General features: G+C 66.6%; 22 protein-coding genes. 9 read left to right on the top strand and 13 right to left on the bottom strand.

Annotated elements, in window-relative coordinates:
* From rapZ to kdsD, 10 genes are all read right to left on the bottom strand, one after another.
* A complete protein-coding gene (gene rapZ, locus DIE17_RS17610) occupies positions 1-909 on the bottom strand; it encodes an RNase adapter RapZ (RefSeq protein WP_124520748.1) in 909 nt (302 codons plus the stop codon).
* A 75-nt stretch (positions 910-984) separates the two neighbouring features.
* Positions 985-1,953: an HPr(Ser) kinase/phosphatase gene (hprK, locus tag DIE17_RS17605; RefSeq protein WP_006483133.1), complete on the bottom strand. Its 969-nt coding sequence runs from the start codon at positions 1,951-1,953 to the stop codon at positions 985-987.
* Positions 1,954-2,082: 129 nt separating this feature from the next.
* On the bottom strand, positions 2,083-2,622 hold the full coding sequence (locus tag DIE17_RS17600) for a PTS sugar transporter subunit IIA (protein ID WP_044847464.1): 540 nt from the start codon (positions 2,620-2,622) through the stop codon (positions 2,083-2,085).
* 169 nt (positions 2,623-2,791) lie between these two features.
* Positions 2,792-3,151 (bottom strand): ribosome hibernation-promoting factor, HPF/YfiA family, encoded by a 360-nt coding sequence (gene hpf, locus DIE17_RS17595; RefSeq protein ID WP_006477786.1) that lies wholly within the window; start codon positions 3,149-3,151, stop codon positions 2,792-2,794.
* 159 nt (positions 3,152-3,310) lie between these two features.
* Positions 3,311-4,816 carry an RNA polymerase factor sigma-54 gene (locus DIE17_RS17590; protein ID WP_124921196.1) on the bottom strand — a complete coding sequence of 502 codons (1,506 nt, stop codon included), beginning with the start codon at positions 4,814-4,816 and terminating at the stop codon, positions 3,311-3,313.
* A gap of 157 nt (positions 4,817-4,973) precedes the next feature.
* Positions 4,974-5,750: an LPS export ABC transporter ATP-binding protein gene (lptB, locus tag DIE17_RS17585; RefSeq protein WP_124486505.1), complete on the bottom strand. Its 777-nt coding sequence runs from the start codon at positions 5,748-5,750 to the stop codon at positions 4,974-4,976.
* Positions 5,747-6,412, bottom strand: a complete 666-nt coding sequence (gene lptA / locus DIE17_RS17580; RefSeq protein WP_044847461.1) for a lipopolysaccharide transport periplasmic protein LptA — start codon at positions 6,410-6,412, stop codon at positions 5,747-5,749. Before lptA ends, lptB begins: the two co-directional genes overlap by 4 nt.
* A gap of 20 nt (positions 6,413-6,432) precedes the next feature.
* Positions 6,433-7,047 carry an LPS export ABC transporter periplasmic protein LptC gene (gene lptC / locus DIE17_RS17575; protein WP_044847460.1) on the bottom strand — a complete coding sequence of 205 codons (615 nt, stop codon included), beginning with the start codon at positions 7,045-7,047 and terminating at the stop codon, positions 6,433-6,435.
* A 3-nt stretch (positions 7,048-7,050) separates the two neighbouring features.
* A complete protein-coding gene (locus DIE17_RS17570) occupies positions 7,051-7,587 on the bottom strand; it encodes a KdsC family phosphatase (RefSeq protein ID WP_044847459.1) in 537 nt (178 codons plus the stop codon).
* Positions 7,587-8,570 carry an arabinose 5-phosphate isomerase KdsD gene (gene kdsD, locus DIE17_RS17565; protein WP_124520750.1) on the bottom strand — a complete coding sequence of 328 codons (984 nt, stop codon included), beginning with the start codon at positions 8,568-8,570 and terminating at the stop codon, positions 7,587-7,589. The genes DIE17_RS17570 and kdsD overlap by 1 nt, the downstream gene beginning before the upstream one ends.
* A gap of 125 nt (positions 8,571-8,695) precedes the next feature.
* On the opposite strand from kdsD, the gene DIE17_RS17560 reads away from it, so the two are divergent.
* The 5 genes from DIE17_RS17560 to purU all read left to right on the top strand — a co-directional run bounded on the left by DIE17_RS17560 (position 8,696) and on the right by purU (position 13,844).
* A complete protein-coding gene (locus DIE17_RS17560) occupies positions 8,696-10,702 on the top strand; it encodes a monovalent cation:proton antiporter family protein (RefSeq protein ID WP_124520752.1) in 2,007 nt (668 codons plus the stop codon).
* A gap of 78 nt (positions 10,703-10,780) precedes the next feature.
* Positions 10,781-11,347, top strand: coding sequence for an adenine phosphoribosyltransferase (locus DIE17_RS17555; RefSeq protein WP_124486502.1), 567 nt, complete (start codon positions 10,781-10,783; stop codon positions 11,345-11,347).
* A 33-nt stretch (positions 11,348-11,380) separates the two neighbouring features.
* A complete protein-coding gene (locus DIE17_RS17550; protein WP_044847456.1) occupies positions 11,381-11,995 on the top strand; it encodes a LysE family translocator in 615 nt (204 codons plus the stop codon).
* Positions 11,996-12,000: 5 nt separating this feature from the next.
* Positions 12,001-12,858, top strand: a complete 858-nt coding sequence (locus tag DIE17_RS17545; RefSeq protein WP_124520754.1) for an NUDIX hydrolase family protein — start codon at positions 12,001-12,003, stop codon at positions 12,856-12,858.
* A gap of 101 nt (positions 12,859-12,959) precedes the next feature.
* The gene (gene purU, locus DIE17_RS17540) at positions 12,960-13,844 is read left to right on the top strand and encodes a formyltetrahydrofolate deformylase (RefSeq protein WP_124520756.1); all 885 of its coding nucleotides are present in this window, start codon (positions 12,960-12,962) and stop codon (positions 13,842-13,844) included.
* A 138-nt stretch (positions 13,845-13,982) separates the two neighbouring features.
* Here the strand turns inward: purU and DIE17_RS17535 are convergent, their stop codons facing one another.
* Both DIE17_RS17535 and uvrA read right to left on the bottom strand, forming a co-directional pair.
* On the bottom strand, positions 13,983-15,065 hold the full coding sequence (locus DIE17_RS17535; protein WP_044847453.1) for an AI-2E family transporter: 1,083 nt from the start codon (positions 15,063-15,065) through the stop codon (positions 13,983-13,985).
* Between the two features lie 255 nt (positions 15,066-15,320).
* Entirely contained in the window at positions 15,321-18,206 is a 2,886-nt protein-coding gene (gene uvrA / locus DIE17_RS17530) for an excinuclease ABC subunit UvrA (RefSeq protein WP_044847452.1), read from the bottom strand.
* A gap of 278 nt (positions 18,207-18,484) precedes the next feature.
* On the opposite strand from uvrA, the gene DIE17_RS17520 reads away from it, so the two are divergent.
* Together DIE17_RS17520 and DIE17_RS17515 are read left to right on the top strand one after the other, a co-directional pair.
* Positions 18,485-19,672 carry an MFS transporter gene (locus DIE17_RS17520; RefSeq protein WP_044847451.1) on the top strand — a complete coding sequence of 396 codons (1,188 nt, stop codon included), beginning with the start codon at positions 18,485-18,487 and terminating at the stop codon, positions 19,670-19,672.
* A 103-nt stretch (positions 19,673-19,775) separates the two neighbouring features.
* Positions 19,776-20,324 carry a single-stranded DNA-binding protein gene (locus DIE17_RS17515; protein WP_124486498.1) on the top strand — a complete coding sequence of 183 codons (549 nt, stop codon included), beginning with the start codon at positions 19,776-19,778 and terminating at the stop codon, positions 20,322-20,324.
* A 458-nt stretch (positions 20,325-20,782) separates the two neighbouring features.
* Here the strand turns inward: DIE17_RS17515 and DIE17_RS17510 are convergent, their stop codons facing one another.
* Positions 20,783-21,007 (bottom strand): hypothetical protein, encoded by a 225-nt coding sequence (locus DIE17_RS17510; RefSeq protein WP_044847449.1) that lies wholly within the window; start codon positions 21,005-21,007, stop codon positions 20,783-20,785.
* Between the two features lie 240 nt (positions 21,008-21,247).
* Here DIE17_RS17510 and DIE17_RS17505 point away from each other — a divergent pair, with 240 nt between their 5' ends.
* Positions 21,248-22,012: a ParA family protein gene (locus DIE17_RS17505; RefSeq protein ID WP_044847448.1), complete on the top strand. Its 765-nt coding sequence runs from the start codon at positions 21,248-21,250 to the stop codon at positions 22,010-22,012.
* A 460-nt stretch (positions 22,013-22,472) separates the two neighbouring features.
* The gene (phaP, locus tag DIE17_RS17500) at positions 22,473-23,054 is read left to right on the top strand and encodes a TIGR01841 family phasin (protein ID WP_124486497.1); all 582 of its coding nucleotides are present in this window, start codon (positions 22,473-22,475) and stop codon (positions 23,052-23,054) included.
* Positions 23,055-23,414: the final 360 nt, after the last annotated feature.

The raw sequence follows: 23,414 nt of genomic DNA, 5'->3' as shown, positions 1-23,414 counted from the left end.
CTAAGGTCGTTCGACCTCGGTGACGAGCCGCGACGACGCGTCGACATCCACCGGCGCGTCACGATGCCGCACGATCACGTTCGCATCGTGCGCGAGGCGCGCGGCGAGCGTTTCCGCGATGAACACCGAGCGATGCTGACCGCCCGTGCAGCCGATGGCGACGGTCAGGTAGCTGCGGTTGTCTTCACGAAAGTGCGGCAGCCATTTCATCAGGAACGCATGGATGTCGTCGATCATCTGGTGGACGATCGGCAGTGCGTCGAGAAAGGCGATGACCGGCTGGTCCAGCCCGGTGAGCGGGCGCAGCTCATGGTCGTAGTACGGGTTCGGCAGCGCGCGTACGTCGAACATCAGGTCGGCATCGAGCGGCACGCCGCGCTTGAAGCCGAATGACTCGAACATCACCATCAGGTCGTTGTTCTTCTGCTCGATGAAGCGCTTGACCCACGTGCGCAGCACGTTCGCGCGCAGCGTGCTCGTATCGATCTGGTGGCCGAATTCTGCGAGCGGCGCGACCAGCTCGCGTTCGCGCTCGATCGCTTCCTCGAGCGACGACAGCAGTCCGACGTTCGCGTCGTGCGACGGCGAGCCGGACAGCGGGTGGCGCCGGCGCGTTTCGGAGAAGCGCTGGATCAGCGCCTGCGTGCTTGCGTTGAGGAACAGCACGCGGACATCGTGCTCGAGCGACAGCGAGCGGATCAGGCCGGGCATTTCGTCCAGCGATGCGCTCGAACGCGCATCGATCGCGACCGCGAGCCGGTGCTGGCCGCCGTCGGCCAGGTAGCGGGCGAGTTCGGGGAGCACGTGCGGCGGCAGGTTGTCGACGCAGTAGTAGCCTGCGTCTTCGAGCGCGTTCAGCGCGACGGACTTGCCTGAGCCGGAGATGCCGGTGATGAGGACGATGCGCATGGGAAGCAGAGAATCCTGACGTTTCATCATAGCACCGGCTCGACGCGTCGGCGCTGCGAGGCCGGCGCCGGGCGGTTACACGAGCTTGCCGGGGAACTGGCTGTCGGGATCCTGCATCGCGAGTCGTTGCCGATCCATGAAATCGCGCAACGTGTCGATGCCGCGCAACTGCAGGATCGTGTTCCGCACGGCCGCCTCGACCAGCACCGCGAGGTTGCGGCCGGCCGCGACCTGGATCGTGACCTTGCTGATCGGCAGACCGAGCACGTCGACCGTCTGGCTTTCCAGCGGCAGCCGCTGGAATTCGCCGTCCGGGCGGCGCACGAGCTGGACGATCAGCTTCAGCTTCATTTTCCGGCGCACCGCGGTTTCGCCGAAGATCGTCTTGATGTCGAGCAGGCCGAGGCCGCGCACTTCGAGCAGGTTCTGCAGCAGCGGCGGGCAGCGGCCTTCGACGAAATCGGGGCCAAGTCGGACGAAGTCGACCGCGTCGTCGGCGACGAGGCCGTGGCCGCGGCTGATGAGTTCGAGGCCGAGTTCGCTCTTGCCGAGCCCGGAGTCGCCGGTGAGCAGCACGCCCATCCCGAGGATGTCGAGGAACACGCCGTGCAGTGTCGCGCGCGGCGCGAGGATGCGCGACATGTAGAGCCGCAGGCTGTCGATCACGGCGGCCGCCGACATCGGCGTCGTGAACAGCGGCGTGGACGAGCGCGTGCAGCGCAGCACGAGCTCGGGCGGCGCGGCGGCGCCGCCGGCGACGACGAGGAACGGCGGTTCGAGCGCGATCAGCTCGGCCATGTGGCGCGAACGGTCTTCGTCGGTCTGCCGCTGGTAGTAGTCGATTTCGGCTTCGCCGAGCACCTGGATCCGGTTCGGGTGGATCAGGTTCAGGTGGCCGACGAGGTCGGCGCTCGACGTCGCGTTGCCGACGGTGTCGGCCGAAAAACCGCGCTCCCAGCCTTCATGCCCCGTCAGCCAGCTCAGTTTCAGCGTGGCCGCGTTGTCGTCGAAGATGCTCTGGGCGTTGATGCTGGACGTATCCATGACTCTCGTCACTCCAATGAGCCGGTGCATGCGCGCGGCGACGGGCGTCGCCATGCCGGACCGGCGCCGGGCGGCCCTGGTCGGCGGCGTGTGCCGCCTCGTTCGGGAAAATAATCCGCCCGGATCAACTCAAGGTTGCCACTGAGTGAGCAGGCGATGCAACTCGGCGAGATCCGTTTCGTTGTGCAGACGCTCTCGCGCGTCGCGATCGGACAGCAGTTGCGCGATTTCCGACAGGATCTCGAGGTGCTGCTGGGTGGCTTGCTCGGGGACGAGCAGGAAAATCAGGAGACCGACCGGCTGGCCGTCGGGCGCTTCGAACGGGATCGCGTCGGCGAGCCGCACGAAGGCGGCGAGCGGATGCTTGAGCCCCTTGATGCGCCCGTGCGGAATCGCGACGCCTTCGCCGAGCCCGGTCGAGCCGAGGCGCTCGCGCGCGAACAGGTTGTCCGTGACGGTGCTGCGGGCGATGCCGTTCTGATTCTCGAACATCAGCCCGGCTTGTTCGAAGACGCGTTTCTTGCTGGTGACGGAGAGGTCGATGACGACGTTCTCTATGGGCAGGATTTTGGCTAGGCGATTCATGTTGGCAGGCGATTGGGCGGCCTGGGGTCTCCTTGCGGCGGCAGACTGATTTTCCATGTTCGGCGATATCAAGGCGTTCGGCATCGGAAACCTGCACGACAGCTACCGCACCCAACGCCCCCCGGCGATAACCGGAACATTATAGAGCACAGCCGCGTGCGTGGCGCGGCATGGACGGACCGGTCGCACCACTGCCGCGTGGACGCAAAAAAAACGCCCGGCGAACCGGGCGGCGTGTGTGTTGCGGTGAACGTTATTGCGGCGGCAGTTCGATCTGGTCGATCGACGGCTGCAGCTTGATCGGGTCGTGCGCATGGGTCTGCAGACGCTCCATGTGCTTGACGACCTGGCGATCCAGCTTGTCGATCAGCAGATCGATCGCAGCGTACAGGTTGCCGTTTGCGCTTTCGACGAAGATGTCCTTGCCCTTCAGATGCAGGTTGATTTCCGCGCGCTGCTGCTTGTCCTTTTCCTTGTGATTGTCGACCGAGAGGATCACAGTGCCATCGATCACCTGATCGCTATGCCGTAGCACCCGGTCCAGCTTGGTGATCACGTATTCGCGAATTGCAGGCGTGACTTCGAGATGATGTCCACTGATCTTCAGGTTCATAGTGCTTCTCCAAGCGAGTGACCACCCGGCCGCATCGAGGCGGCGCTCCGGTCGACTTGCCCCTGCCGCATGGCGCGGCAAATTCGCGGACAAGTCGCCCGGCCTGTTCCCCGAGTGCGCGGTGGCCGGAACACGCCTGCCGCCGGGCAGGCAGCAGGCTTAAAGAGACTTGCGCAGATTCACTGCCGGGATCTTGAGGGCTTCGCGGTACTTGGCAACCGTGCGGCGCGCAACCACGAATCCCTGTTCTGCCAGCAGCTCGGCAATGCGGCTGTCCGAAAGTGGCGATTTGGGGTCTTCAGCTCCTATCAGTTGCTTGATCAGGGCTCGGATGGCGGTCGACGATGCGGCGCCTCCGGTGTCGGTCGAAACGTGTGATCCGAAGAAGTACTTGAATTCCAGCGTCCCGAACGGGGTCAGCATGTACTTCCCGGTTGTCACACGGCTGACAGTCGACTCGTGTAGGCCCAGCGTATCAGCTATTTCCCGCAAAACCAAGGGGCGCATGGCAATTTCGCCATGCGCAAAGAAGTTCTTCTGACGTTCGACAATAGCCTGCGCGACACGCAGGATCGTGTCGAATCGCTGCTGGATGTTCTTGATCAGCCAGCGTGCTTCCTGGAGCTGTTGTTTCAACGATCCGGCCGACGGGTCGCCGCGGCTGTTGCGCAGGATGTTCGCGTACAGGTTGTTGATCCGCAGGCGCGGCATCACTTCCGGATTGAGTTCCGCGAGCCAGCCCTGGCCGGCCTTCTTCACGATGATGTCGGGCACGACGTAGTCGGCCTCGGCCTTGCCGTAGGCAGCGCCGGGGAACGGCTCCAGCGAGCGGATCAGCGCGTGCGCGTCGCGTAGCGCGTCGTCGCTCGCCTTCAGCTGCTTGCGCAGCCGCGTGAAGTCGCGCGCGGCGAGCAGTTCGAGGTGCTGCGACACGATCTCCAGCGCGAGCGTGCGGGTGGGGGACGGATCGAGGCGCAGCAACTGCAGCTTCAGGCATTCGGACGCCGAGCGGGCCCCGACCCCGGCAGGATCGAAACTGTGCAGCAGCGCGAGCGCCGCATTCAGTTCGTCGCAGTCGATTTCCAGTTCGGGCGGCAGGTCGGCGAGCACTTCGTCGAGCGTGGCGGTCAGGTAGCCGTCGTCGTCGAGCGATTCGATCAGGAACATCACGAGCGCGCGGTCGCGCGGCCCGGCCTGCGTGACGCGCAATTGCGCGGACAGGTGGTCGCGCAGCGACGTCGCGGCTTCCTGCACCTGCAGCGGCGGGAGATCGTCATCGTCCGAGGCGCCGCTCGAGCGGCCGAACTCGTCGAGATTCCACTGCGGGCCGTCGCCGGCGTCGCCCGATGCGTATCCGTCGTATTCGTCGGCGCCGGCCGGCTCGTCGCGCTCGGCGCGTTCGCTCGACTGGCTGCCGCCGTTCGTGATGCCCGGTTCGGTGTTCTGTCCGGGCGGCGTCTGCGCGATCAGCGATCCGTCCGCCGCGACGCGCAGCGGGCTCGCGATCCATTCGTCGTCGTTCTCGAGCAGCGGATTCTGCGCGACGGCCATCGCGACTTCCTGCTGCAGTTCGAGCGTCGACAGCTGCAGGAGCCGGATCGACTGCTGCAGTTGCGGTGTCAGCGCCAGGTGTTGCGACAGGCGGAGTTGAAGGCTGGCTTTCATGGCAGAGAGGGAGTCATACCGGCAGTTTGCCACGACCCAGGCGCCTTGAGCCATCCGCGATTACGCGCGGCGCGGCGCCCGGCCGCGGCGGGGCCGCAGGACACGCGGGCGCGCCCCGCGCGGCGATGCCGGGCGGGGGCGGCCAGCCACGGGGGATTTACATGCGGAAGTGTTCGCCGAGGTACACGCGGCGCACGCTTTCGTTTTCGATGATTTCGCTCGGCGCGCCGGCGGCGAGCACCGAACCGTCGCTGATGATGTAAGCGTGGTCGCAGATGCCGAGCGTTTCGCGGACGTTGTGATCGGTAATCAACACGCCGATGTTGCGCTGCTTCAGGAACTTGACGATCTTCTGGATCTCGAGCACCGCGATCGGGTCGACGCCGGCGAACGGCTCGTCGAGCAGGATGAAGTTCGGATTGGTCGCGAGCGCGCGCGCGATCTCGACGCGACGGCGTTCGCCGCCCGACAGCGACAGCGCCGGGTTCTCGCGCAGGTGGCCGATCTGCAGTTCGTCGAGCAGCGCCTCGGTGCGCGACGCGATCGCGTCCTTCGACAGCCGCTTGCCGTCTTCGCCGTGCTGCAGCTCGAGCACCGCGCGGATGTTTTCCTCGACGGTCAGCTTGCGGAACACCGACGCTTCCTGCGGCAGGTACGACAGGCCGAGCGACGCGCGCTTGTGGATCGGCAGCAGGCCGATCGAGCTGCCGTTCAGCGAGATTTCGCCCGCATCCGTCGGCACGAGGCCGACGATCATGTAGAACGACGTCGTCTTGCCGGCGCCGTTCGGGCCGAGCAGGCCGACGACCTCGCCGCTCTTCACGTCGAGCGACACGTCCTTGACGACGGTGCGCGAGCCGTAGCGTTTCTTCAGGTTGCGCACGACGAGCGAGCTCGTCGTGCCGGCCGGCTGGCGGTTCGGAAGCGCGTTCATTGGGCCGGCGCTCCCTGGATCGTGGTCGACGGCGACAGCTTCGCCGGCGCGCCGTTCAGCTGCCCGGGGCCGCCGTTCTTCGGCGACAGCATCGCGCGCACGCGGCCGTTCGGGTTGCCCGGCGCCGCGACGTCCTTGCCGCCCTTCGCGGTGTAGAAGTCGCGCTGGCCGTCGTACGTGATCACGCTGCCGTGCACGGTGTCGGCGATCGTCGACGTGCCCTGCAGGCGGCGCACGGTCGCGGCGGTCGTCAGCGTCGTCAGGTCCTGCTTGCCGTCGTAGTCGATGCGCTCGGCGTCGCCGTCGATGTATTCGTCGAGGCCTTCGCGCTTCTGGCGGAACGTCGCGTGCTTCTTGCCGCTGCCGAACGACGTCGCGTACTGATAGCCTTCCGGATCCTGGCGCACTTCGACGCGGTCGCCCTTGATGATGATCGTGCCCTTCGTGATCACGACGTTGCCGGTCGCGACCGTCACCTGCTTCAGGTCGTCATAGGTCAGGTTGTCCGCCTCGACGTTGATCGGCTTGTTCTGGTCGGCCTTCTCGGCATGGGCGAGCGGCGCCAGCCCGACGAGCGGGAGCGCCACGAGCGTCGCGGCGAGCGCGGCGCGGACGGCGCGCGCAGCGCCGCCGGAATTCTGTCGAGGGAACGGTTCGTTCATGCAGTCACGTGAGGGATGCGTCACCTGGATTGACCTTTCGAGCCGCCGGACGTGTCCGCCGCGGCGATCGTGCCGCGCACGTTGCCGTAAAGCTCGATGACCCGGGTGACGTTGTTGTACTTCATGCCGTCGGTCGCGTTGACGAGCGACAGGCCGCGCTGAAGTTTAACCGGCTTTTCGGTCTGGATCACATCGTCATTGACGAAGATCCGGAAATGCTGGGAATCGGCCTGCATCTGCGGATCGCCGCCGCCGGCCACGCGCAGGATGCGCGCATCGTCGTACAAGTCGACGATCGACACGTCGCCGTTGACGGTGCCGCGCTTCGCGGTGGTCGTCACGACCGGCTTGCCGGGCTGGAACGCGCGCATGGCCGGATCGGTCAGGTCGCTGTTGTCGGTGTCTTCGTAATGGATCAGCTTCGCGGCCGTCAGCCGGTATTGCGTCGAGCCGGACTGGTCGAGCTCGGTGACGGAAAAGTTGTCCGCGAAATAATCGGGCGTGTGGCGCTTCGGCCGCACGGCGCCCTCGCCGGGCGGCGGCAGCGTCGCCTGCAGCAGCCACCACGTGATGCCCGCGAGCGCGGCGACCGCGACGAGCGGCAGCAGCTGGGTCCAGCGGAAATGCGTGTTCATCCGTCAGGCTCCACAGGCAGCCGCAAGCAGCGCGTCGTAGCGGCGCTGCGCGCGCAGGATCGCGTCGCAGACCTCGCGCACCGCGCCGTGGCCCCCGCGGGCCTCGGCCACCCAGTGCGCACGCGCGATCACCTCGGGGTGCGCGTTGGCCGGTGCCGTCGCGAAGCCGCAGCGCAGCATCACCGGCAGGTCGGGCCAGTCGTCGCCCATGTAGCCGCAGGCGTCGGCGGTGATGCCGAGCGATGCGATCAGGTCGGCGAACACGGCGAGCTTGTTCTCGACGCCCTGGAACAGGTGCGCGATCTTCATTTCCTTCGCGCGTGCCGCGACGATTTCCGAGCGGCGGCCGGTGATGATCGCGGTTGCGATGCCGGCTTCGCCGAGCAGCTTCACGCCGTGGCCATCGAGCGAATTGAATGACTTCATCGCGTCGCCGGCCGCGGTAAATAGCAGCCCGCCGTCGGTCAGCACGCCGTCGACGTCGAAAATCATCAGCTTCACGCGGCTCGCGCGTTCGGCCGCAGTCAGCGCTGCGCTCATCAGATCACCTTCTTCGAAAACAGGTCGTGCATGTTCAGCGCGCCGATCAGCGCGCCGTCGGCATCGACCACCAGCATCTGGTTGATCCGGTGGCGCTCCATCAGTTCCACGGCCTCGACCGCGAGATGGTCGGGGCCGATCGTGCGCGGCTCGCGCGTCATCACGTCGACGATCGGCAGCGTGCGGAAATCGCCGTCGCGCGCGAGCACACGGCGCAGGTCGCCGTCGGTGAAGATGCCGGCCACGCGGCCGTCGGGCTCGACCACGGCGGTCATGCCCAGCCGCTTCGCGGTGATCCGGAACAGGGCGTCCGACAGCGTCGCGTCGAGCCCGACGCGCGGCACGTCGTCGCCCGAGCGCATCACGTCGCGCACGTGGGTGAGCAGGCGCCGGCCGAGCGCGCCGCCCGGATGCGAGCGCGCGAAATCCTCGGAACCGAAGCCGCGCGCGTCGAGCACCGCGACGGCGAGCGCGTCGCCGAGCGCGAGCGCGGCGGTCGTGCTCGCGGTGGGGGCGAGGTTCAGCGGGCAGGCTTCCTTCGACACCGCGGCGTTCAGGTTCACGTCGGCGAGCGTGCCGAGGCTCGATTCCGCGCGGCCCGTGATCGCGATCAGCTTCGCGCCGATCCGCTTCACGAGCGGCAAGATCGCGACGAGTTCTTCCGATTCGCCGGAATAGGAGATGCCGATGAAGACGTCGTCCGACGTGACCATGCCGAGGTCGCCGTGGCTGGCCTCGGCCGGGTGGACGAAGAAGGCCGGCGTGCCGGTGCTGGCGAGCGTGGCCGCGATCTTGCGGGCGATATGCCCCGATTTGCCGATGCCGGATACCACGACGCGGCCGCGGCAGCCGAGCAGCAGCGCGACGGCCTGAACGAAGTCGCCGTCGAGCTGGTCGCGCAGCGCGCGCACGGCGTCCGCCTCGATGTCAAGCACGTCGCGGGCGAGCGCGAGCGCCCGATCATCATTGATTTTCGCTATCATGCGCGGAGTATAGCAAAGGCGTTTGTTCGCCGCGCCGCGCCTTCGGACTCGTCCGATGCCGCTTGCCTACCGCCACCACCTGCGCCCGCCTTGCCGTGGCCCCGACGAACGAGGACGCTTCGCCCGTGATTTCCCCGCTCGAAATGACCCTGCTGCTGCTGCTGGCCTCGGTAGTGGGCGTCGTCGTATTTCGCTCGCTGAACCTGCCGCCGATGCTCGGCTACCTGACCGTCGGCATCCTGGTCGGCCCGCACGCGTTCGGCATTGCCGCGGACCTCGAACGGGCCGAGCATCTCGCGGAATTCGGCGTAGTGTTCCTGATGTTCTCGATCGGCCTCGAATTCTCGCTCGCGAAGCTGCGGGCGATGCAGCGGCTCGTGTTCGGGCTCGGGCTGCTGCAGGTGGTCGCGACCCTCGCGCTCGCGGTTGTGCTCGGCGCGCTGTTCGAGCGCTGGGTGCACATCACGTGGCAGGGCAGCGTCGCGCTCGGCGGCGCGCTCGCGATGTCGTCGACGGCGATCGTGTCGAAGATGCTCGCCGAGCGGCTCGAGATCGAGACCGCGCACGGCCGCAACATCTTCGGCGTGCTGCTGTTCCAGGATCTCGCGGTGGTGCCGCTGCTGATCGTGATCGCCGCGTTCGGCGCCGAGTCGTCGAAGGATCTCGCGCTCACGCTCGGGTTCGCGGCCGTCAAGATCGTGATCGCGCTCGCGCTGCTGCTGATCGTCGGCCAGCGTTTCATGACGCGCTGGCTCAACGTCGTCGCGCGGCGCCGCTCGCAGGAACTGTTCGTGCTGAACCTGCTGCTCGTCACGCTCGGCGCCGCGTTCATCACCGACCGCTTCGGCCTGTCGCTCGCGCTCGGCGCGTTCATCGCGGGGATGCTGATCTCCGAGACGCCGTTCCGGCATCAGGTGGAAGAGGACATCAAGCCGTTCCGCGACGTGCTGCTCGGCCTGTTCTTCGTGACGACCGGGATGCTGCTCGATCCGCGCGTGATCTGGGAGCATCCGTTGCTGGTGCTCGGCTTCTTCGTCGGACAGATCCTGTTCAAGGCGACGATGATCGCGGGGCTCGCGCGGCTGTTCGGCGCGACGCCGGGCGTCGCGATGCGCACCGGCATCGGCCTCGCGCAGGCCGGCGAATTCGGCTTCGTGCTGCTGAACCTGATCCTCGACCGGCATCTCGTCGATTCGACGCTGCTGCAGGCGATCCTCGCGTCGATGCTGCTGTCGATGCTCGCCGCGCCGTTCCTGATCCAGAACGCCGACCGGATCGTGATGCGGCTGTCGTCGACGGAATGGATGCAGCAGTCGCTGCAGATGACGCGGATCGCGACGCAAAGCCTCAAGCAGCGCGGCCACGTGATCATCTGCGGCTACGGCCGCGCGGGGCAGAACCTGGCGCGCATGCTCGAGCAGGAAGGCATTTCGTATGTCGCGCTCGACCTCGACCCCGATCGCGTGAGCGCGGCCGCGACGGCCGGCGAATCGGTCGTGTTCGGCGACGCGGCGCGCCGCGAGTCGCTGCTCGCGGCCGGTATCCATCGCGCGGCGGCCGTCGCGATCACGTATGCGAACACGCCGTCGGCGCTGCGCGTGCTGCACCACGTGCACGAGCTCGAGCCGACGCTGCCGGCGATCGTGCGCACGGTCGACGATGCCGATCTCGAGAAGCTGCTCGCGGCCGGCGCGACCGAGGTGATTCCGGAGATCGTCGAGGGCAGCCTGATGCTCGCGTCGCACACGCTGGTGCTGGTCGGCGTGCCGATGCGCAAGGTCGTGCGGCGCGTCGAGGAGATGCGCGACGAGCGCTACAGCCTGCTGCGCGGCTATTTCCGCGGCGCCGACGACACGGACGACGACGATCACGAGCAGGTGCGGCTACAATCGGTGCCGGTCGACGCGCGCGCGGATGCGGTCGGGCGCTCGCTGGAGGAGCTCGGGCTGTATGCGCTCGGGCTGGAAGTCACGGCGATCCGCCGGCACGGCATCCGCGGCGTCGAACCCGACCCGCAGACCAAGCTGCGCGCGAGCGACATCGTCGTGCTGCGCGGGCTGCCCGAAGCGCTCGCGCTCGCGGAGGAACGGCTGTCGCGGCATCGGCGCGAGCCGCCGGCCGCGCTCGCCTGAGTCGCGCTTCGATAACCTGACCCGTATTTATTCGAAACGGTGCCCGATCTTCGCGCACCGTTTTTTTCGGAGAGTTTCATGCCGCATTCGTCGCCGGGCGCACCGCTCGATCCGGTCGCCTTCATCCACAGCCAGATCCGCACCGTGCCCGACTGGCCGCAGCCGGGCGTGCAGTTCCGCGACATCACGACGCTGCTGCAGAGCCCGAAGGCGCTGCGCATCCTCGTCGACCTGTTCGTCGAACGCTATGTCGATGCGAAGCTCGACTACGTCGCGGGGCTCGACGCGCGCGGCTTCATCATCGCGCCGATCGTCGCGTACGAGCTGAGCGTCGGCTTCGTGCCGATCCGCAAGCTCGGCAAGCTGCCGTACAAGACGCGCTCGGAATCGTACGACCTCGAATACGGCAGCGCGACCGTCGAGATCCACGAAGACGCGTGCCGCCCCGGCGACCGCGTGATCATCATGGACGACCTGATCGCGACCGGCGGCACGATGATGGCGGGGCGCAACCTGCTGCAGCGGCTCGGTGCGGTCGTCGTCGAAGGCGCGGCGATCATCGACCTGCCCGATCTCGGCGGCTCGACGCTGCTGCGCAACGCGGGGCTGCCCGTCTATACCGTCACCGAATTCGCCGGCCACTGAACCACCGGAGCCGGCCCACGCCGCGAGGTCACGATGCCCAACTTCATGCTGTTTCTCGCCACGTCGATCGCGATCACGTTCGCGCCGGGTCCCGACAACCTGCAGGTGCTCGCGCGCGGCATCTCGCAGGGCCGCGCGGCCGGCTTCGTCGCCGCGCTCGGCTTCACGGCCGGAATCCTGTTCCATACGACGCTCGCGGCGCTCGGCGTCGCGGCGGTGCTGCGCTCGTCGCCGGTCGCGTTCCAGACGCTGAAGCTCGCAGGCGCCGCGTACCTCGTGTGGATCGGCATCAAGGCGCTGCGCAGCCAGGGCCTCGCGAACGCGCACGAGCGCCCGCCGCAGCCGCTTGGCGCGATCTTCCGGCAGAGCGTGATCGGCAACCTGATGAACCCGAAGGTCACGTTGTTCTTCGTCGTGTTCCTGCCGCAGTTCGTCGATCCGCACGGCGTGCAGGGCGTGACGCTGCAGATGTTCGAGCTCGGCGCGCTGTTCATGCTGCAGACGGCCGCGATCTTCTCGCTGTTCGGCGTCGGCGCGGGGGCGATCGGCACATGGCTGAAGCGCCGCCCGAAGGCCGGTGTGTGGCTGGACCGGATCGCCGGCGCGACCTTCATCGCGATCGGCATCCGCGTCGCGCTGAAGGACTGAGCCCGATGACGTTTCCGTGCATTGCGGCCGCGCGCCGCTTCGATCCGGCCGCGCACCTGCGTTTCGAGATCGCCGGCGTGGCCGTGGGCTGGGTGCGCCGCCAGGACGTCGCGAAGCTCGCGCGCTGGCCCGACGTGTTCGAGCTGACGGACGCGCGCGTCGTGCTGTCGGCGCGCTATGACACGGTCGACGCGCGCAGCATGGCGCTCGCGAGCGCGATCGGCGCGCTGGCGGCCGAAGGCGCGATTCCCGGCTGGCGCGACGAGATCTATGCGATCCGCAACCGCTTCGACGATCCGCCGCTCGCGTACATCGAGCGCGCCGCGTCGCGCTTCTTCGGCACGCAGACTTATGCGGTGCACCTGAACGGCATCGTAGAATATGAGGCTGCGCCGGGTTCGGCGGCCGCGCCGCAGATGTGGCTCGGCCGCCGCAGCGCGACCAAGGCCACCGACCCCGGCATGCTCGACAACGTCGTCGCGGGCGGCATCGGCTGGGGCCTGGGCGTTCACGAGACGCTCACGAAGGAATGCTGGGAAGAGGCCGGCATGCCGGCCGAACTGGCGGCGCGTGCGATCGCGGGCCGCGCGGTGCAGGTACTGTGTTCGCTGCCGGAAGGCACGCAGTCCGAACTGATCTTCGTGTACGACCTGCCGCTGCCGCGCGACTTCGCGCCGCACAACCAGGACGGCGAAGTGGCCGAGCACCTGCTGGCCGGCGTGCCCGAGGTGATCGGCTGGCTGCGCGAAGGCCGCGCGACGATGGATGCGAGCCTCGCGATGCTCGACACGCTGCTGCGCCACCGCTGGCTCGCGGCGGCCGACGCGGCGGGCATCGACGCGCTGTTCGCGCCGGCCGCCTGACGCGCCACTGACGCGCCACCTGCCTGCCCGGGCTTGGGCCCCAGGGTAAGGCCGGACGAACGGCCTATTTGACGAATACCGAAACGAAGGGAGTAGCGGTCATGTCGACCGATCACAGCTTTATCTTGAAACTGTCGTGCCCCGACCGGCATGGCATCGTCCACGCGGTCTCGGGCTTCCTGTTCGAGCGTGCCAACAACATCCTCGATTCGGCGCAGTTCGGCGACAGCCGCACCGGCGAGTTCTTCATGCGCGTGCACTTCGTGCAGGACGGCGAGGGCGCGGATGCCGCGTCGGCGCTCGACACGCTTCGCAAGGAATTCGCGCCGCTCGCCGAGCAGTTCGGGATGCGCTGGGAAATGCACGACGCGGCCGTGAAGCCGCGCGTCGTGATCATGGTGTCGAAGATCGGCCACTGCCTGAACGACCTGCTGTTCCGCTACCGCACCGGCCAGCTGCCGATCGAGATTCCGGCGATCGTGTCGAACCACAAGGAGTTCTACCAGCTCGCCGCGAGCTACAACATCCCGTTCCATCATTTCCCGCTCGTCGGCGGTTCGTCCGATGCGGCGAAGGCCGCGCAGGAAGCGCGGGTGCTGGAAGTGATCGACGAACACCAGGCCGATCTCGTCGTGCTCGCGCGCTACATGCAGATCCTGTCGCCGAACATGTGCCAGCAGCTCGCCGGCCGCGCGATCAACATCCACCATTCGTTCCTGCCGAGCTTCAAGGGCGCGAAGCCGTACTACCAGGCGTTCGACCGCGGCGTGAAGCTGATCGGCGCGACCGCGCACTACGTGACGACCGACCTCGACGAAGGCCCGATCATCGAGCAGGAAGTCGAGCGCGTCGACCACAGCATGACGCCCGACCAGCTCACCGCGATCGGCCGCGACGTCGAGTGCGTGACGCTCGCGCGTGCGGTGAAGTGGCACGTCGAGCACCGGATCGTGCTGAACGGGACGAAGACCGTCGTGTTCCGCTGATCGGCTGATCGGTGATGCGCGCCGGCCGGCCTGCGCAGGCCGTCGGTTGCCGCAAACAAGAACGCCGCGCCCTTGACGGGGAGCGGCGTTTTTTTATCGCGTGATGCGCGGGGATCGGGTTGCGTCGGGTACGGCGCGTCAGATCAGCCGCAGCATGTACAGCTCGCGCTTCATGTACGCATAGAAGATCGGCGCGGCGATCACGCCCGGCAGCCCGAACGCGGCTTCCATGATCAGCATCGCGAGCAGCAGCTCCCACGCGCGCGACTCGATCTGGCCGCCGATGATCTTCGCGTTCAGGAAGTACTCGAGCTTGTGGATCACGACGAGGAACGCGAGCGACGCGATCGCGGTGCCCATGCTGACCGACAGCGACACCGCGACGATCAGCGTGTTCGAGATCAGGTTGCCGATCACCGGCAGCAGGCCGACGATGAACGTGACGAGCACCAGTGTTTTCGACAGCGGCAGCCGCTGGTGGAAGATCGGCAGCGCGACGAGCAGGTAGATGCCGGTAAAGGTCGCGTTGATCGCCGAGATCTTGATCTGCGCGAACACGATCCGGCGGAACGATTCGGCGAAGCGCGACACGCGCGTGACGAGCGCGGTCGACAGCGGCCGACGCACCTTGCCGTGCTCGACGCCGATCGCGATCATCGCGCCGATGATCATCCCGAACACCACGTGGCCGAAGCCGCGCGCGACGCTCTTGCCGCCTTGCTGGAGCTGGTCCATGTGCGAGTGCATCAGCAGCGCCGCCTTGGTCTTCATCTGTTCGACGTCGACCGGCAGCAGGTTCGCGATCCAGGCCGGCGTGCGGGCGCGCGTCTGCTCGACGATCTGCATCAGCTGGCCAAGGAGACTCTGCAGGTTCGGCACCGTGTGCTCGAAGTGGTCGATGATGCCGATCGTCAGGCCCGTGAGCCCGCCGACGATCGCGATCGACAGCAGCACGACGGCGACCCAGCGCGCGCGCATGCTCGTGGTGTGGCGTTCGATCACCGGGGCGATCGTATGGATCAGCTGATAGACCAGCATGCCGGCCAGCAGCCCGCCCAGCAGCTTGAGTTCGATGACGAGCACCATCGCGACGAGGGCGAACAGGTAGCTGCCGATCTCGATCGCCGACAGCTTCGGCAGGCTGAAGTCGCTCGTCAGCCGCACGCTGCGCAGGTGCGGCTCGCGGTTCTGCGCGTCGCGCGACTCTTGTTGCTTCTCCATCATGGATTCCTGTCGTTCGTGTGCCGTGCCGCGCGGTGGGCGACACGGCGGCGATCGCCCGGCGCCGCACCGGATTGGTGCGGATGGCGAACCTTACGACCGTAAAGTATAGCTTCCATTATGGTCTGCCACGGGGCTGTTTGGCTCGTGGTGTAAACGCAGAGGGGAAAACCGCAGAAGGGAAAACGAGGAGGCCGGCGCCGCCCCGCTGCCGGGCGCGCGCGGCCGGGCAGCCGCGCGCGGGAACGGAAAGTGTCAGCCGGCCGCCGCCTTGCGGGCCGGGCGCTTGAGCAGCGGCGCGAGGTACTTGCCGGTGAAGCTCGCCTTGGTCTTCGCGACCTGCTCGGGCGTGCCCTGCGCGATGATCTGGCCGCCGCCGGCCCCGCCTTCGGGGCCGAGGTCGATCACCCAGTCGGCCGTCTTGATCACATCGAGGTTGTGCTCGATGATCACGACCGTATTGCCCTGGTCGCGCAGCCGGTGGATCACCTCGAGCAGCAGCGCGATGTCGTGGAAGTGCAGGCCGGTGGTCGGCTCGTCGAGGATGTACAGCGTGCGGCCCGTGTCGCGCTTCGACAGTTCCAGCGACAGCTTCACGCGCTGCGCCTCGCCGCCCGACAGCGTCGTGGCCGACTGGCCGAGGCGGATGTAGCCGAGGCCGACGTCGAGCAGCGTCTTCAGCTTGCGGGCGATCACCGGCACCGCGCTGAAGAACTCGTACGCGTGCTCCACCGTCATGTCGAGCACTTCGCTGATGTTCTTGCCCTTGTACTGCACTTCGAGCGTTTCGCGGTTGTAGCGCTTGCCGTGGCACACGTCGCACGGCACGTAGACGTCCGGCAGGAAGTGCATCTCGACCTTCAGCACGCCGTCGCCCTGGCACGACTCGCAGCGGCCGCCCTTCACGTTGAACGAGAAGCGGCCCGGATCGTAGCCGCGCTCCTTCGCGGTCGGCACGCCCGAGAACAACTCGCGGATCGGCGTGAACAGGCCCGTGTAGGTGGCCGGGTTCGAGCGCGGCGTGCGGCCGATCGGCGACTGGTCGACGTTGATCACCTTGTCGAAGTGCTCGAGGCCCTCGATCGCCTCGTGCGGCGCCGGCTCGGCCGACGAGCCGTACAGGTGGCGCGCGACCGCGTGATACAGCGTGTCGTTGATCAGCGTCGACTTGCCGGAGCCCGACACGCCGGTGATGCAGGTCAGCAGGCCAACCGGCAGTTCGAGATCGACGTGCTTCAGGTTGTTGCCGTGCGCGTCGACGATGCGCAGCATCCGCTCGGGATCGGGCGCGAGCCGCTCGTCCGGGTATTCGATCGTGCGCTTGCCGACCAGATACTGGCCCGTCAGCGACTGCGGGTTCGACTGCACCTGCTTCGGCGTGCCTTCAGCCACGATCACGCCGCCGTGCTCGCCGGCGCCCGGGCCCATGTCGACGACGTAGTCGGCCGTGCGGATCATGTCCTCGTCGTGCTCGACGACGATCACCGAGTTGCCGAGGTCGCGCAGGTGCTTGAGCGTCGCGATCAGGCGGTCGTTGTCGCGCTGGTGCAGGCCGATCGACGGCTCGTCGAGCACGTACATCACGCCGGTCAGGCCCGAGCCGATCTGCGATGCGAGCCGGATCCGCTGCGCCTCGCCGCCGGACAGCGTTTCAGCGCTGCGCTCGAGCGACAGGTAGTCGAGGCCGACGTTGTTCAGGAAGGTCAGGCGCGCGACGATTTCCTTGATCACCTTGTCGGCGATCTCGCGCTTCGCGCCGTCGAGCGACAGGCCGTCGAAATAGCCGAGCGCGTCGCGCAGCGGCCAGCCGCTGATTTCATAGATGCCGCGCGCGTAGTCGCCGGTGCCGACCCGCACGTGGCGCGCCTCGCGGCGCAGCCGCGTGCCGTCGCACGACGGGCACGGCTGGTTGTTCTGGTATTTCGCGAGCTCTTCGCGCACCGCGACCGAATCGGTCTCGCGGTAGCGGCGCTCGAGGTTCGGGATGATCCCTTCGAACACGTGCTCGCGGATCGTCGTGCGGCCACGCTCGTTGATGTACGAGAACGGGATCGTCTGCTTGCCCGAGCCGAACAGCAGCACCTTGCGGATCTTTTCCGGCAGGTCCTCGAACGCGGCGTCGATGTCGAATTCGTAGAACGCCGCGAGGCTCTGCAGCATCTGGAAGTAGAACTGGTTGCGGCGATCCCAGCCCTTCACGGCGCCCGCGGCGAGCGACAGCGACGGGTGCGCGACGACCCGCTTCGGGTCGAAGAACGTGATCTGGCCGAGGCCGTCGCATTCCGGGCACGCGCCCATCGGGTTGTTGAACGAGAACAGGCGCGGCTCGAGCTCCTGCAGCGAGTACGAGCAGATCGGGCACGCGAACTTCGAGCTGAACAGGTGTTCGTGGTCGGTATCCATCTCCAGCGCGATCGCGCGGCCGTCGGCGAGGCGCAGCGCGGTCTCGAACGATTCCGCGAGGCGCTGCTTCATGTCCGGCCGCACCTTGAGACGATCGACGACGACGTCGATCGTGTGCTTGTCGTTCTTCTTGAGCTTCGGCAGCGACTCGACCTCGTAGATCTTCGCGACGCCTTCGTTCGCGGTGCCGCCGCCCGAGCGCACGCGAAAGCGCACGAAGCCCTGCGCCTGCATGTCCTCGAACAGCTCGGCGTGCTCGCCCTTGCGGTTCGCGACGACCGGCGCGAGGATCATCAGCTTGGTTTCCTCGGGCAGCGCGAGCGCCGCGTCGACCATCTGCGACACGCTCTGCGCCTCGAGCGGGATGTCGTGGTCGGGGCAGTACGGCGTGCCGACCCGTGCGAACAAAAGTCGCAGGTAGTCGTGGATTTCGGTGACCGTGCCGACGGTCGAACGCGGGTTGTGGGACGTCGCCTTCTGCTCGATCGAGATCGCGGGCGACAGGCCCTCGATCAGGTCGACGTCGGGTTTCTCCATCAGCTGCAGGAACTGGCGGGCGTACGCGGACAGGCTCTCGACGTAGCGGCGCTGGCCTTCGGCATAAAGGGTGTCGAACGCGAGCGACGACTTGCCCGACCCGGACAACCCGGTAATCACGATCAGCTTGTGGCGCGGCAGGTCGAGATTGACGTTTTTCAGGTTGTGGGTGCGTGCCCCACGGATACGGATCTGTTCCATGAACCTGGCGAAAATGGAGGGAACCAAACCTGCTACTATAACGGCTTTTCGAGGCCGTCGTTGGGGGCCCCCAGCCTTTGCAGCAGCTGGCAGCAAGGCGGTGTCCACGCCGGGAAGGCGGCCGCGCCGCACGGCGCGAGGCGGCCCGCAGGCTGCCTGCCCGACGTCCCGGAAAGCGGCCCCGGAAAGCGCGCCTGCCAGGCCTGCCGGGCCGGTGGCCCTGATCTTCCGCCGCCCGCCGCCGGGCGGACATTCCGATCATTCGAAATTCATTCCCGATGTCCAATCCGTCCGCCACGTCTTCCCGCATGAGTGCGCCCGAACTGCGCGCGACCACGTCGCTCGCGGCGATCTTCGCGCTGCGCATGCTCGGCCTGTTCATGATCATGCCGGTGTTCTCGGTCTACGCGAAAACCATCCCGGGCGGCGACAACGTGCTGCTCGTCGGCATCGCGCTCGGGGCGTACGGCGTCACGCAGTCGCTGCTGTACATCTTCTACGGGTGGGCGTCGGACAAGTTCGGCCGCAAGCCCGTGATCGCCACCGGCCTGCTGATCTTCGCGCTCGGCAGCTTCGTCGCCGCGTTCGCGCACGACATCACGTGGATCATCGTCGGCCGCGTGATCCAGGGGATGGGCGCCGTGTCGTCCGCGGTGCTCGCGTTCATCGCCGACCTGACCTCCGAGCAGAACCGCACGAAGGCGATGGCGATGGTCGGCGGCTCGATCGGCGTGTCGTTCGCGGTCGCGATCGTCGGCGCGCCGATCGTGTTCCACTGGGTCGGGATGAGCGGGCTGTTCGCGATCGTCGGCGTGCTGTCGATCCTCGCGATCGGGGTCGTCGTGTGGATCGTGCCCGACGCGGCGAAGCCCGTGCACGTGCCGGCGCCGTTCGGCGAGGTGCTGCACAACGGCGAGCTGCTGCGCCTGAACTTCGGCGTGCTCGTGCTGCACGCGACGCAGACGGCGCTGTTCCTCGTCGTGCCGCGCCTCTTGGTCGACGGCGGGCTGCCGGTCGCCGCGCACTGGAAGGTCTACCTGCCGGTGATGGGGCTCGCGTTCGTGATGATGGTCCCGGCGATCATCGTCGCGGAAAAACGGGGCAAGATGAAGCCGGTGCTGCTCGGCGGCATTCTGGCTATCCTGATCGGCCAATTGTTGCTCGGCAGCGCTCCGCATACCATCCTGATTGTGGCGGCGATCCTGTTCGTGTACTTCCTGGGTTTCAACATCCTGGAAGCGTCGCAGCCGTCGCTCGTGTCGAAGCTCGCGCCCGGTTCGCGCAAGGGCGCGGCCACGGGCGTCTACAACACCACGCAATCGATCGGGCTCGCGCTCGGCGGCATCGTGGGCGGCTGGCTGCTGAAGCACGGCGGCGCGAACACCGTCTTCTACGCGTGCTCGGGGCTCGTGGCGGCGTGGCTTATAATCGCGGCCAGCATGAAAGCGCCGCCGCGCAAGGCCTGAACCTTCTTTTCGGGCAGGCACCGGCGGCGCTCGCCGGCTTGCCCGGCGGGCCGCTCCGACGACATTCGCGGGCGGCCCGGCATCGAATTTACTGGAGAAACACATGGCATCCGTCAACAAGGTCATCCTCGTCGGCAATCTCGGCGCCGATCCTGAAGTCCGTTACCTGCCGAGCGGCGACGCGGTTGCGAACATCCGTCTCGCGACGACCGATCGCTACAAGGACAAGGCAAGCGGCGATTTCAAGGAAATGACCGAGTGGCACCGCGTCGCGTTCTTCGGCCGTCTCGCCGAAATCGTCAGCGAGTACCTGAAGAAGGGTTCGTCGGTCTATATCGAAGGCCGCATCCGCACGCGCAAGTGGCAGGGCCAGGACGGCCAGGATCGCTACTCGACCGAAATCGTCGCCGACCAGATGCAGATGCTCGGCGGCCGCGGCGGTTCGGGCGGCGGCGGTGGCGGCGGTGACGAAGGCGGTTACGGCGGCGGCTACGGTGGTGGTGGCGGCGGCCGCGGCGGCGAACAGATGGAACGCGGCGGCGGCGGTCGTGCCGGCGGCGCGCCGCGCGGCGGTGCAGGCGGCGGCCAGAGCCGTCCGAGCGCGCCGGCAGGCGGCGGCTTCGACGAGATGGACGACGATATTCCGTTCTAAGCGGAACGCCGGTTCCCGATGTAAAGAGGGGCCCGAATCTCCACGCTGAATCACTGGTTCAGCCTGGATCTTCGGGTCCTTTTTTCGTTTACGCGTTTTTTGGGCTTTGGGCGGAACGTGCCCGATCGGGCGTGAGGAGCGTCGTGGTGGCGTCGTGCAAGGCGGGGAGAAGCCGCTGGCGCCGGCCGCGTCGGATGGGCGAGACTTGAGAATGGACTCCCCCGTCAGCGGACGTTCGTCGTCGCGGGCGCGATGGCCCTGACGTCTGTTGTGCTTACGTGGCGAGCATGCCGACCGCAAACTTCAACCGACGCAACCGCGCCGGTGAGCAGGTTTCCTGAAGCCTGCAACGGCGCATTCCCGACATGGGGGCCGTGGCATTCACGCCCGAGTCGCCTGCTTCGGACGGTGCGGACCATGACAAGAGCGGCGCCGTGGCCGCCGCAGAACAGAACCGCTTACGCTTCCGTGACGATCGCGACCAGATTGCTGACGCGCTCGACGGATTTTCCACCCTTCGGCCAGCGGACCAGCGCGTCGCTACCGTTGATCGACAGGATCACGCCATCGCTGCGGTCCACGGCACCCGTGAACGTGACACGGTTTACTTTTGCCGACGGCGAAAACGAAGCCGCGCTGCGGCCCGGCAGCAGATCCATCAGGAACGAAAATACGGGGTACACGACTGCTCCTTCGCAAGCTTGAACTACGGGTTTTCCCTAGTTTAACAGTTCGGATGTTGCGTCGCAACATTAGCCCTTGTGCCCGTTCCTCGTGCGCGCGTCTTCCGTCGTGATTTCCAGTCGTTCGTCGCGCCGCTCAGCAAATCTCCCGGGCGGTTCGTGTATCTGATCGATGTCACGCGGCCGCCACGATTGACCGGCTAAGCTCGATTTTTCGACGTTTCGATCGAAGGAGACACAATGCGGCGGGTCGTATTCAACCAGAAGGGCGGGGTGGGCAAGTCGACGATCGTCTGCAACCTGGCGGCGATCAGCGCGAGCGAAGGGCTGCGCACGCTCGTCATCGACCTCGACGCGCAGGCGAATTCCACGCACTACCTGCTCGGCGACCGGGCCACCGACGCGCATCCCGGCGTCGCCGAATTCTTCGAGACCGCGCTGACCTTCAACTTCCGGCCGGTCGACGTCGCATCGTTCATCCATCCGACGCCGTTCGACGGGCTCGACGTGATGCCCGCGCATCCGGACCTCGACACGCTGCACGGCAAGCTCGAGTCGCGCTACAAGATCTACAAGCTGCGCGACGCGCTCAACGAGCTCGACACCTACGATGCCGTCTACATCGACACGCCGCCCGCACTGAACTTCTACACGCGCTCGGCGCTGATCGCGGTCGAGCGCTGCCTGATTCCGTTCGATTGCGACGACTTCTCGCGCCGCGCGCTGTACACGCTGCTCGAGAACGTGAAGGAAATCCAGCAGGACCACAACGCGGCGCTCGAGGTCGAAGGGATCGTCATCAACCAGTTCCAGCCGCGCGCGAGCCTGCCGCAGCGGCTGGTCGACGAACTCGTCGAGGAAGGGCTGCCGGTGCTGGCGTCGCGGCTCTCGGCATCGGTGAAGATCCGCGAATCGCATCAGCAGTCGACGCCGGTGATCCATCTCGAGCCGGCACACAAGCTCGCGCAGGAGTTTCGCGCGCTGCATCGCGAACTGGTCGGGTGAGAGTGTCGGCGCTGGCCCGGCTCGGCGGTTTATATACGATCATTGAATTCGTCATTAATAATCCCGGTAACGATTTCAAAATAAATCTGGAAAAACGATTACAGGGGAATCTGCCCTATTTTCCAATGCGCACCTGTTTTTCAAATAACCGGAATAATGACGGGGTAAATGTTACGGACGTCGCGGTGCGCCATGCCGTAAAAAAGTAAAAATCATTTCGGGACAAGGCGTTGCGACGTGGCCCCATTGTGTGCGGGCGCAGATGCGAGGAGATCAACCCGATCGATAAGGGTTTTTACCTACCATTAATGCCATTTAATTGACAATTAATCCATCTAGAATGGCAATCTTCAACTCCCCGCAGTCAATCGTGCCTGCGGGTTGTGAATAAGGAAGCGGACCTCGATCTGGCTTCCATTTTTTTCGTTCGTCTCTCGCATTGCTAACAGGAGCGTGCCCGATGTCCGTATTTGCCCCCGAAAAATTCGCCGCCGATTATCAGTCCGGAATTGCCGCCTGGTTCGCGATTGCGCGTCCGGCAATCAATGGTTTCGAGGCCGTCGTCGAACTCAACCTGCAAGCGGCCAAGACGGCGCTCGACGAATACGAGGACAAGCTGAAGAACGCGTTCAACGCGAGCAACCCGGCTGCGGGCTTCGCGCAGCAAGTCGCCGCACCGCAGGAAGCTGCCGGCAAGGCCGTCGCGTACGGTCGCCATCTGTTCGACATCGCGGTGTCGACGCAGGCCGAGTGGGCGAAGGTCGCGCAGGCGCAATACGAGCAGACCGACAAGCGCGTGAAGGAGGTGGTCGGCGAGCTGACGAAGCATGCGCCGGCCGGTTCGGGCGCGGTGGTCGCCGCGCTGAATTCGGCGCTGTCCGCGGCGACTGCCGCGGCAGACTCCGTGCGCGCAGCGACGGGGCAGGCAATCGAAGCCGCACAAAGCGGTTTCGACGCGGTCAGCGAAACGGCGACGCGCGGTGCCAAGCAGACGGCGGCTGCCGCACGCAAGGAAGCCGCTTCGCGCGAATCGGCTGCATGAGCGCGTGTCGCGCGCAGGCGCGACACCATTGATCGAACGGCGCCGGCGGGCGCCGGCCGCCGCGTGTGCCGCGTGGTGGCCGGCGGCGTCCGGCTCGCCGCAACGTGTCCGGGCCCGGCTGGAGCGGGCGAATGGGCGGCGCGCATGAAAGCGCGAGCCCTGAGCCGCATCGCGGGTCGTATGGCGCTCAAGCGCCGACGTCGGCCGCCGTGCCGCCCGGCCCCGGCACGCGATACAGCATGCAACACGGATCGACCCACTGATTTCGATGCAGGAACAAAACATGACGGACGTAGTGATCGTATCGGCCGCGCGGACCGCGGTCGGCAAATTCGGCGGCTCGCTCGCGAAGATCGCGGC

The sequence above is a fragment of the Burkholderia sp. Bp9099 genome, assembly GCF_003857805.1.
In the GTDB taxonomy this organism is placed as follows: Bacteria; Pseudomonadota; Gammaproteobacteria; order Burkholderiales; family Burkholderiaceae; genus Burkholderia.
Note: the sequence above shows the minus strand (reverse complement) of the source record. Positions and strands in the feature narration are given on the sequence as shown.

Bases quoted from the DNA above. Each gene is read 5' to 3' on its own strand.
- DIE17_RS17505 (WP_044847448.1), top strand. From the start codon at position 21,248: ATGCGGCGGGTCGTATTCAACCAGAAGGGCGGGGTGGGCAAGTCGACG.
- uvrA (WP_044847452.1), bottom strand. From the start codon at position 18,206: ATGGAACAGATCCGTATCCGTGGGGCACGCACCCACAACCTGAAAAAC.
- DIE17_RS17600 (WP_044847464.1), bottom strand. From the start codon at position 2,622: ATGCCGAACGCCTTGATATCGCCGAACATGGAAAATCAGTCTGCCGCC.
- hpf (WP_006477786.1), bottom strand. From the start codon at position 3,151: ATGAACCTGAAGATCAGTGGACATCATCTCGAAGTCACGCCTGCAATT.
- DIE17_RS17520 (WP_044847451.1), top strand. From the start codon at position 18,485: ATGTCCAATCCGTCCGCCACGTCTTCCCGCATGAGTGCGCCCGAACTG.
- lptC (WP_044847460.1), bottom strand. From the start codon at position 7,047: ATGAACACGCATTTCCGCTGGACCCAGCTGCTGCCGCTCGTCGCGGTC.
- DIE17_RS17545 (WP_124520754.1), top strand. From the start codon at position 12,001: ATGACGTTTCCGTGCATTGCGGCCGCGCGCCGCTTCGATCCGGCCGCG.
- phaP (WP_124486497.1), top strand. From the start codon at position 22,473: ATGTCCGTATTTGCCCCCGAAAAATTCGCCGCCGATTATCAGTCCGGA.
- rapZ (WP_124520748.1), bottom strand. From the start codon at position 909: ATGCGCATCGTCCTCATCACCGGCATCTCCGGCTCAGGCAAGTCCGTC.
- DIE17_RS17515 (WP_124486498.1), top strand. From the start codon at position 19,776: ATGGCATCCGTCAACAAGGTCATCCTCGTCGGCAATCTCGGCGCCGAT.
- kdsD (WP_124520750.1), bottom strand. From the start codon at position 8,570: ATGATAGCGAAAATCAATGATGATCGGGCGCTCGCGCTCGCCCGCGAC.
- DIE17_RS17555 (WP_124486502.1), top strand. From the start codon at position 10,781: ATGCCGCATTCGTCGCCGGGCGCACCGCTCGATCCGGTCGCCTTCATC.
- lptA (WP_044847461.1), bottom strand. From the start codon at position 6,412: ATGAACGAACCGTTCCCTCGACAGAATTCCGGCGGCGCTGCGCGCGCC.
- DIE17_RS17550 (WP_044847456.1), top strand. From the start codon at position 11,381: ATGCCCAACTTCATGCTGTTTCTCGCCACGTCGATCGCGATCACGTTC.
- lptB (WP_124486505.1), bottom strand. From the start codon at position 5,750: ATGAACGCGCTTCCGAACCGCCAGCCGGCCGGCACGACGAGCTCGCTC.
- purU (WP_124520756.1), top strand. From the start codon at position 12,960: ATGTCGACCGATCACAGCTTTATCTTGAAACTGTCGTGCCCCGACCGG.
- DIE17_RS17535 (WP_044847453.1), bottom strand. From the start codon at position 15,065: ATGGAGAAGCAACAAGAGTCGCGCGACGCGCAGAACCGCGAGCCGCAC.
- DIE17_RS17570 (WP_044847459.1), bottom strand. From the start codon at position 7,587: ATGAGCGCAGCGCTGACTGCGGCCGAACGCGCGAGCCGCGTGAAGCTG.
- DIE17_RS17590 (WP_124921196.1), bottom strand. From the start codon at position 4,816: ATGAAAGCCAGCCTTCAACTCCGCCTGTCGCAACACCTGGCGCTGACA.
- hprK (WP_006483133.1), bottom strand. From the start codon at position 1,953: ATGGATACGTCCAGCATCAACGCCCAGAGCATCTTCGACGACAACGCG.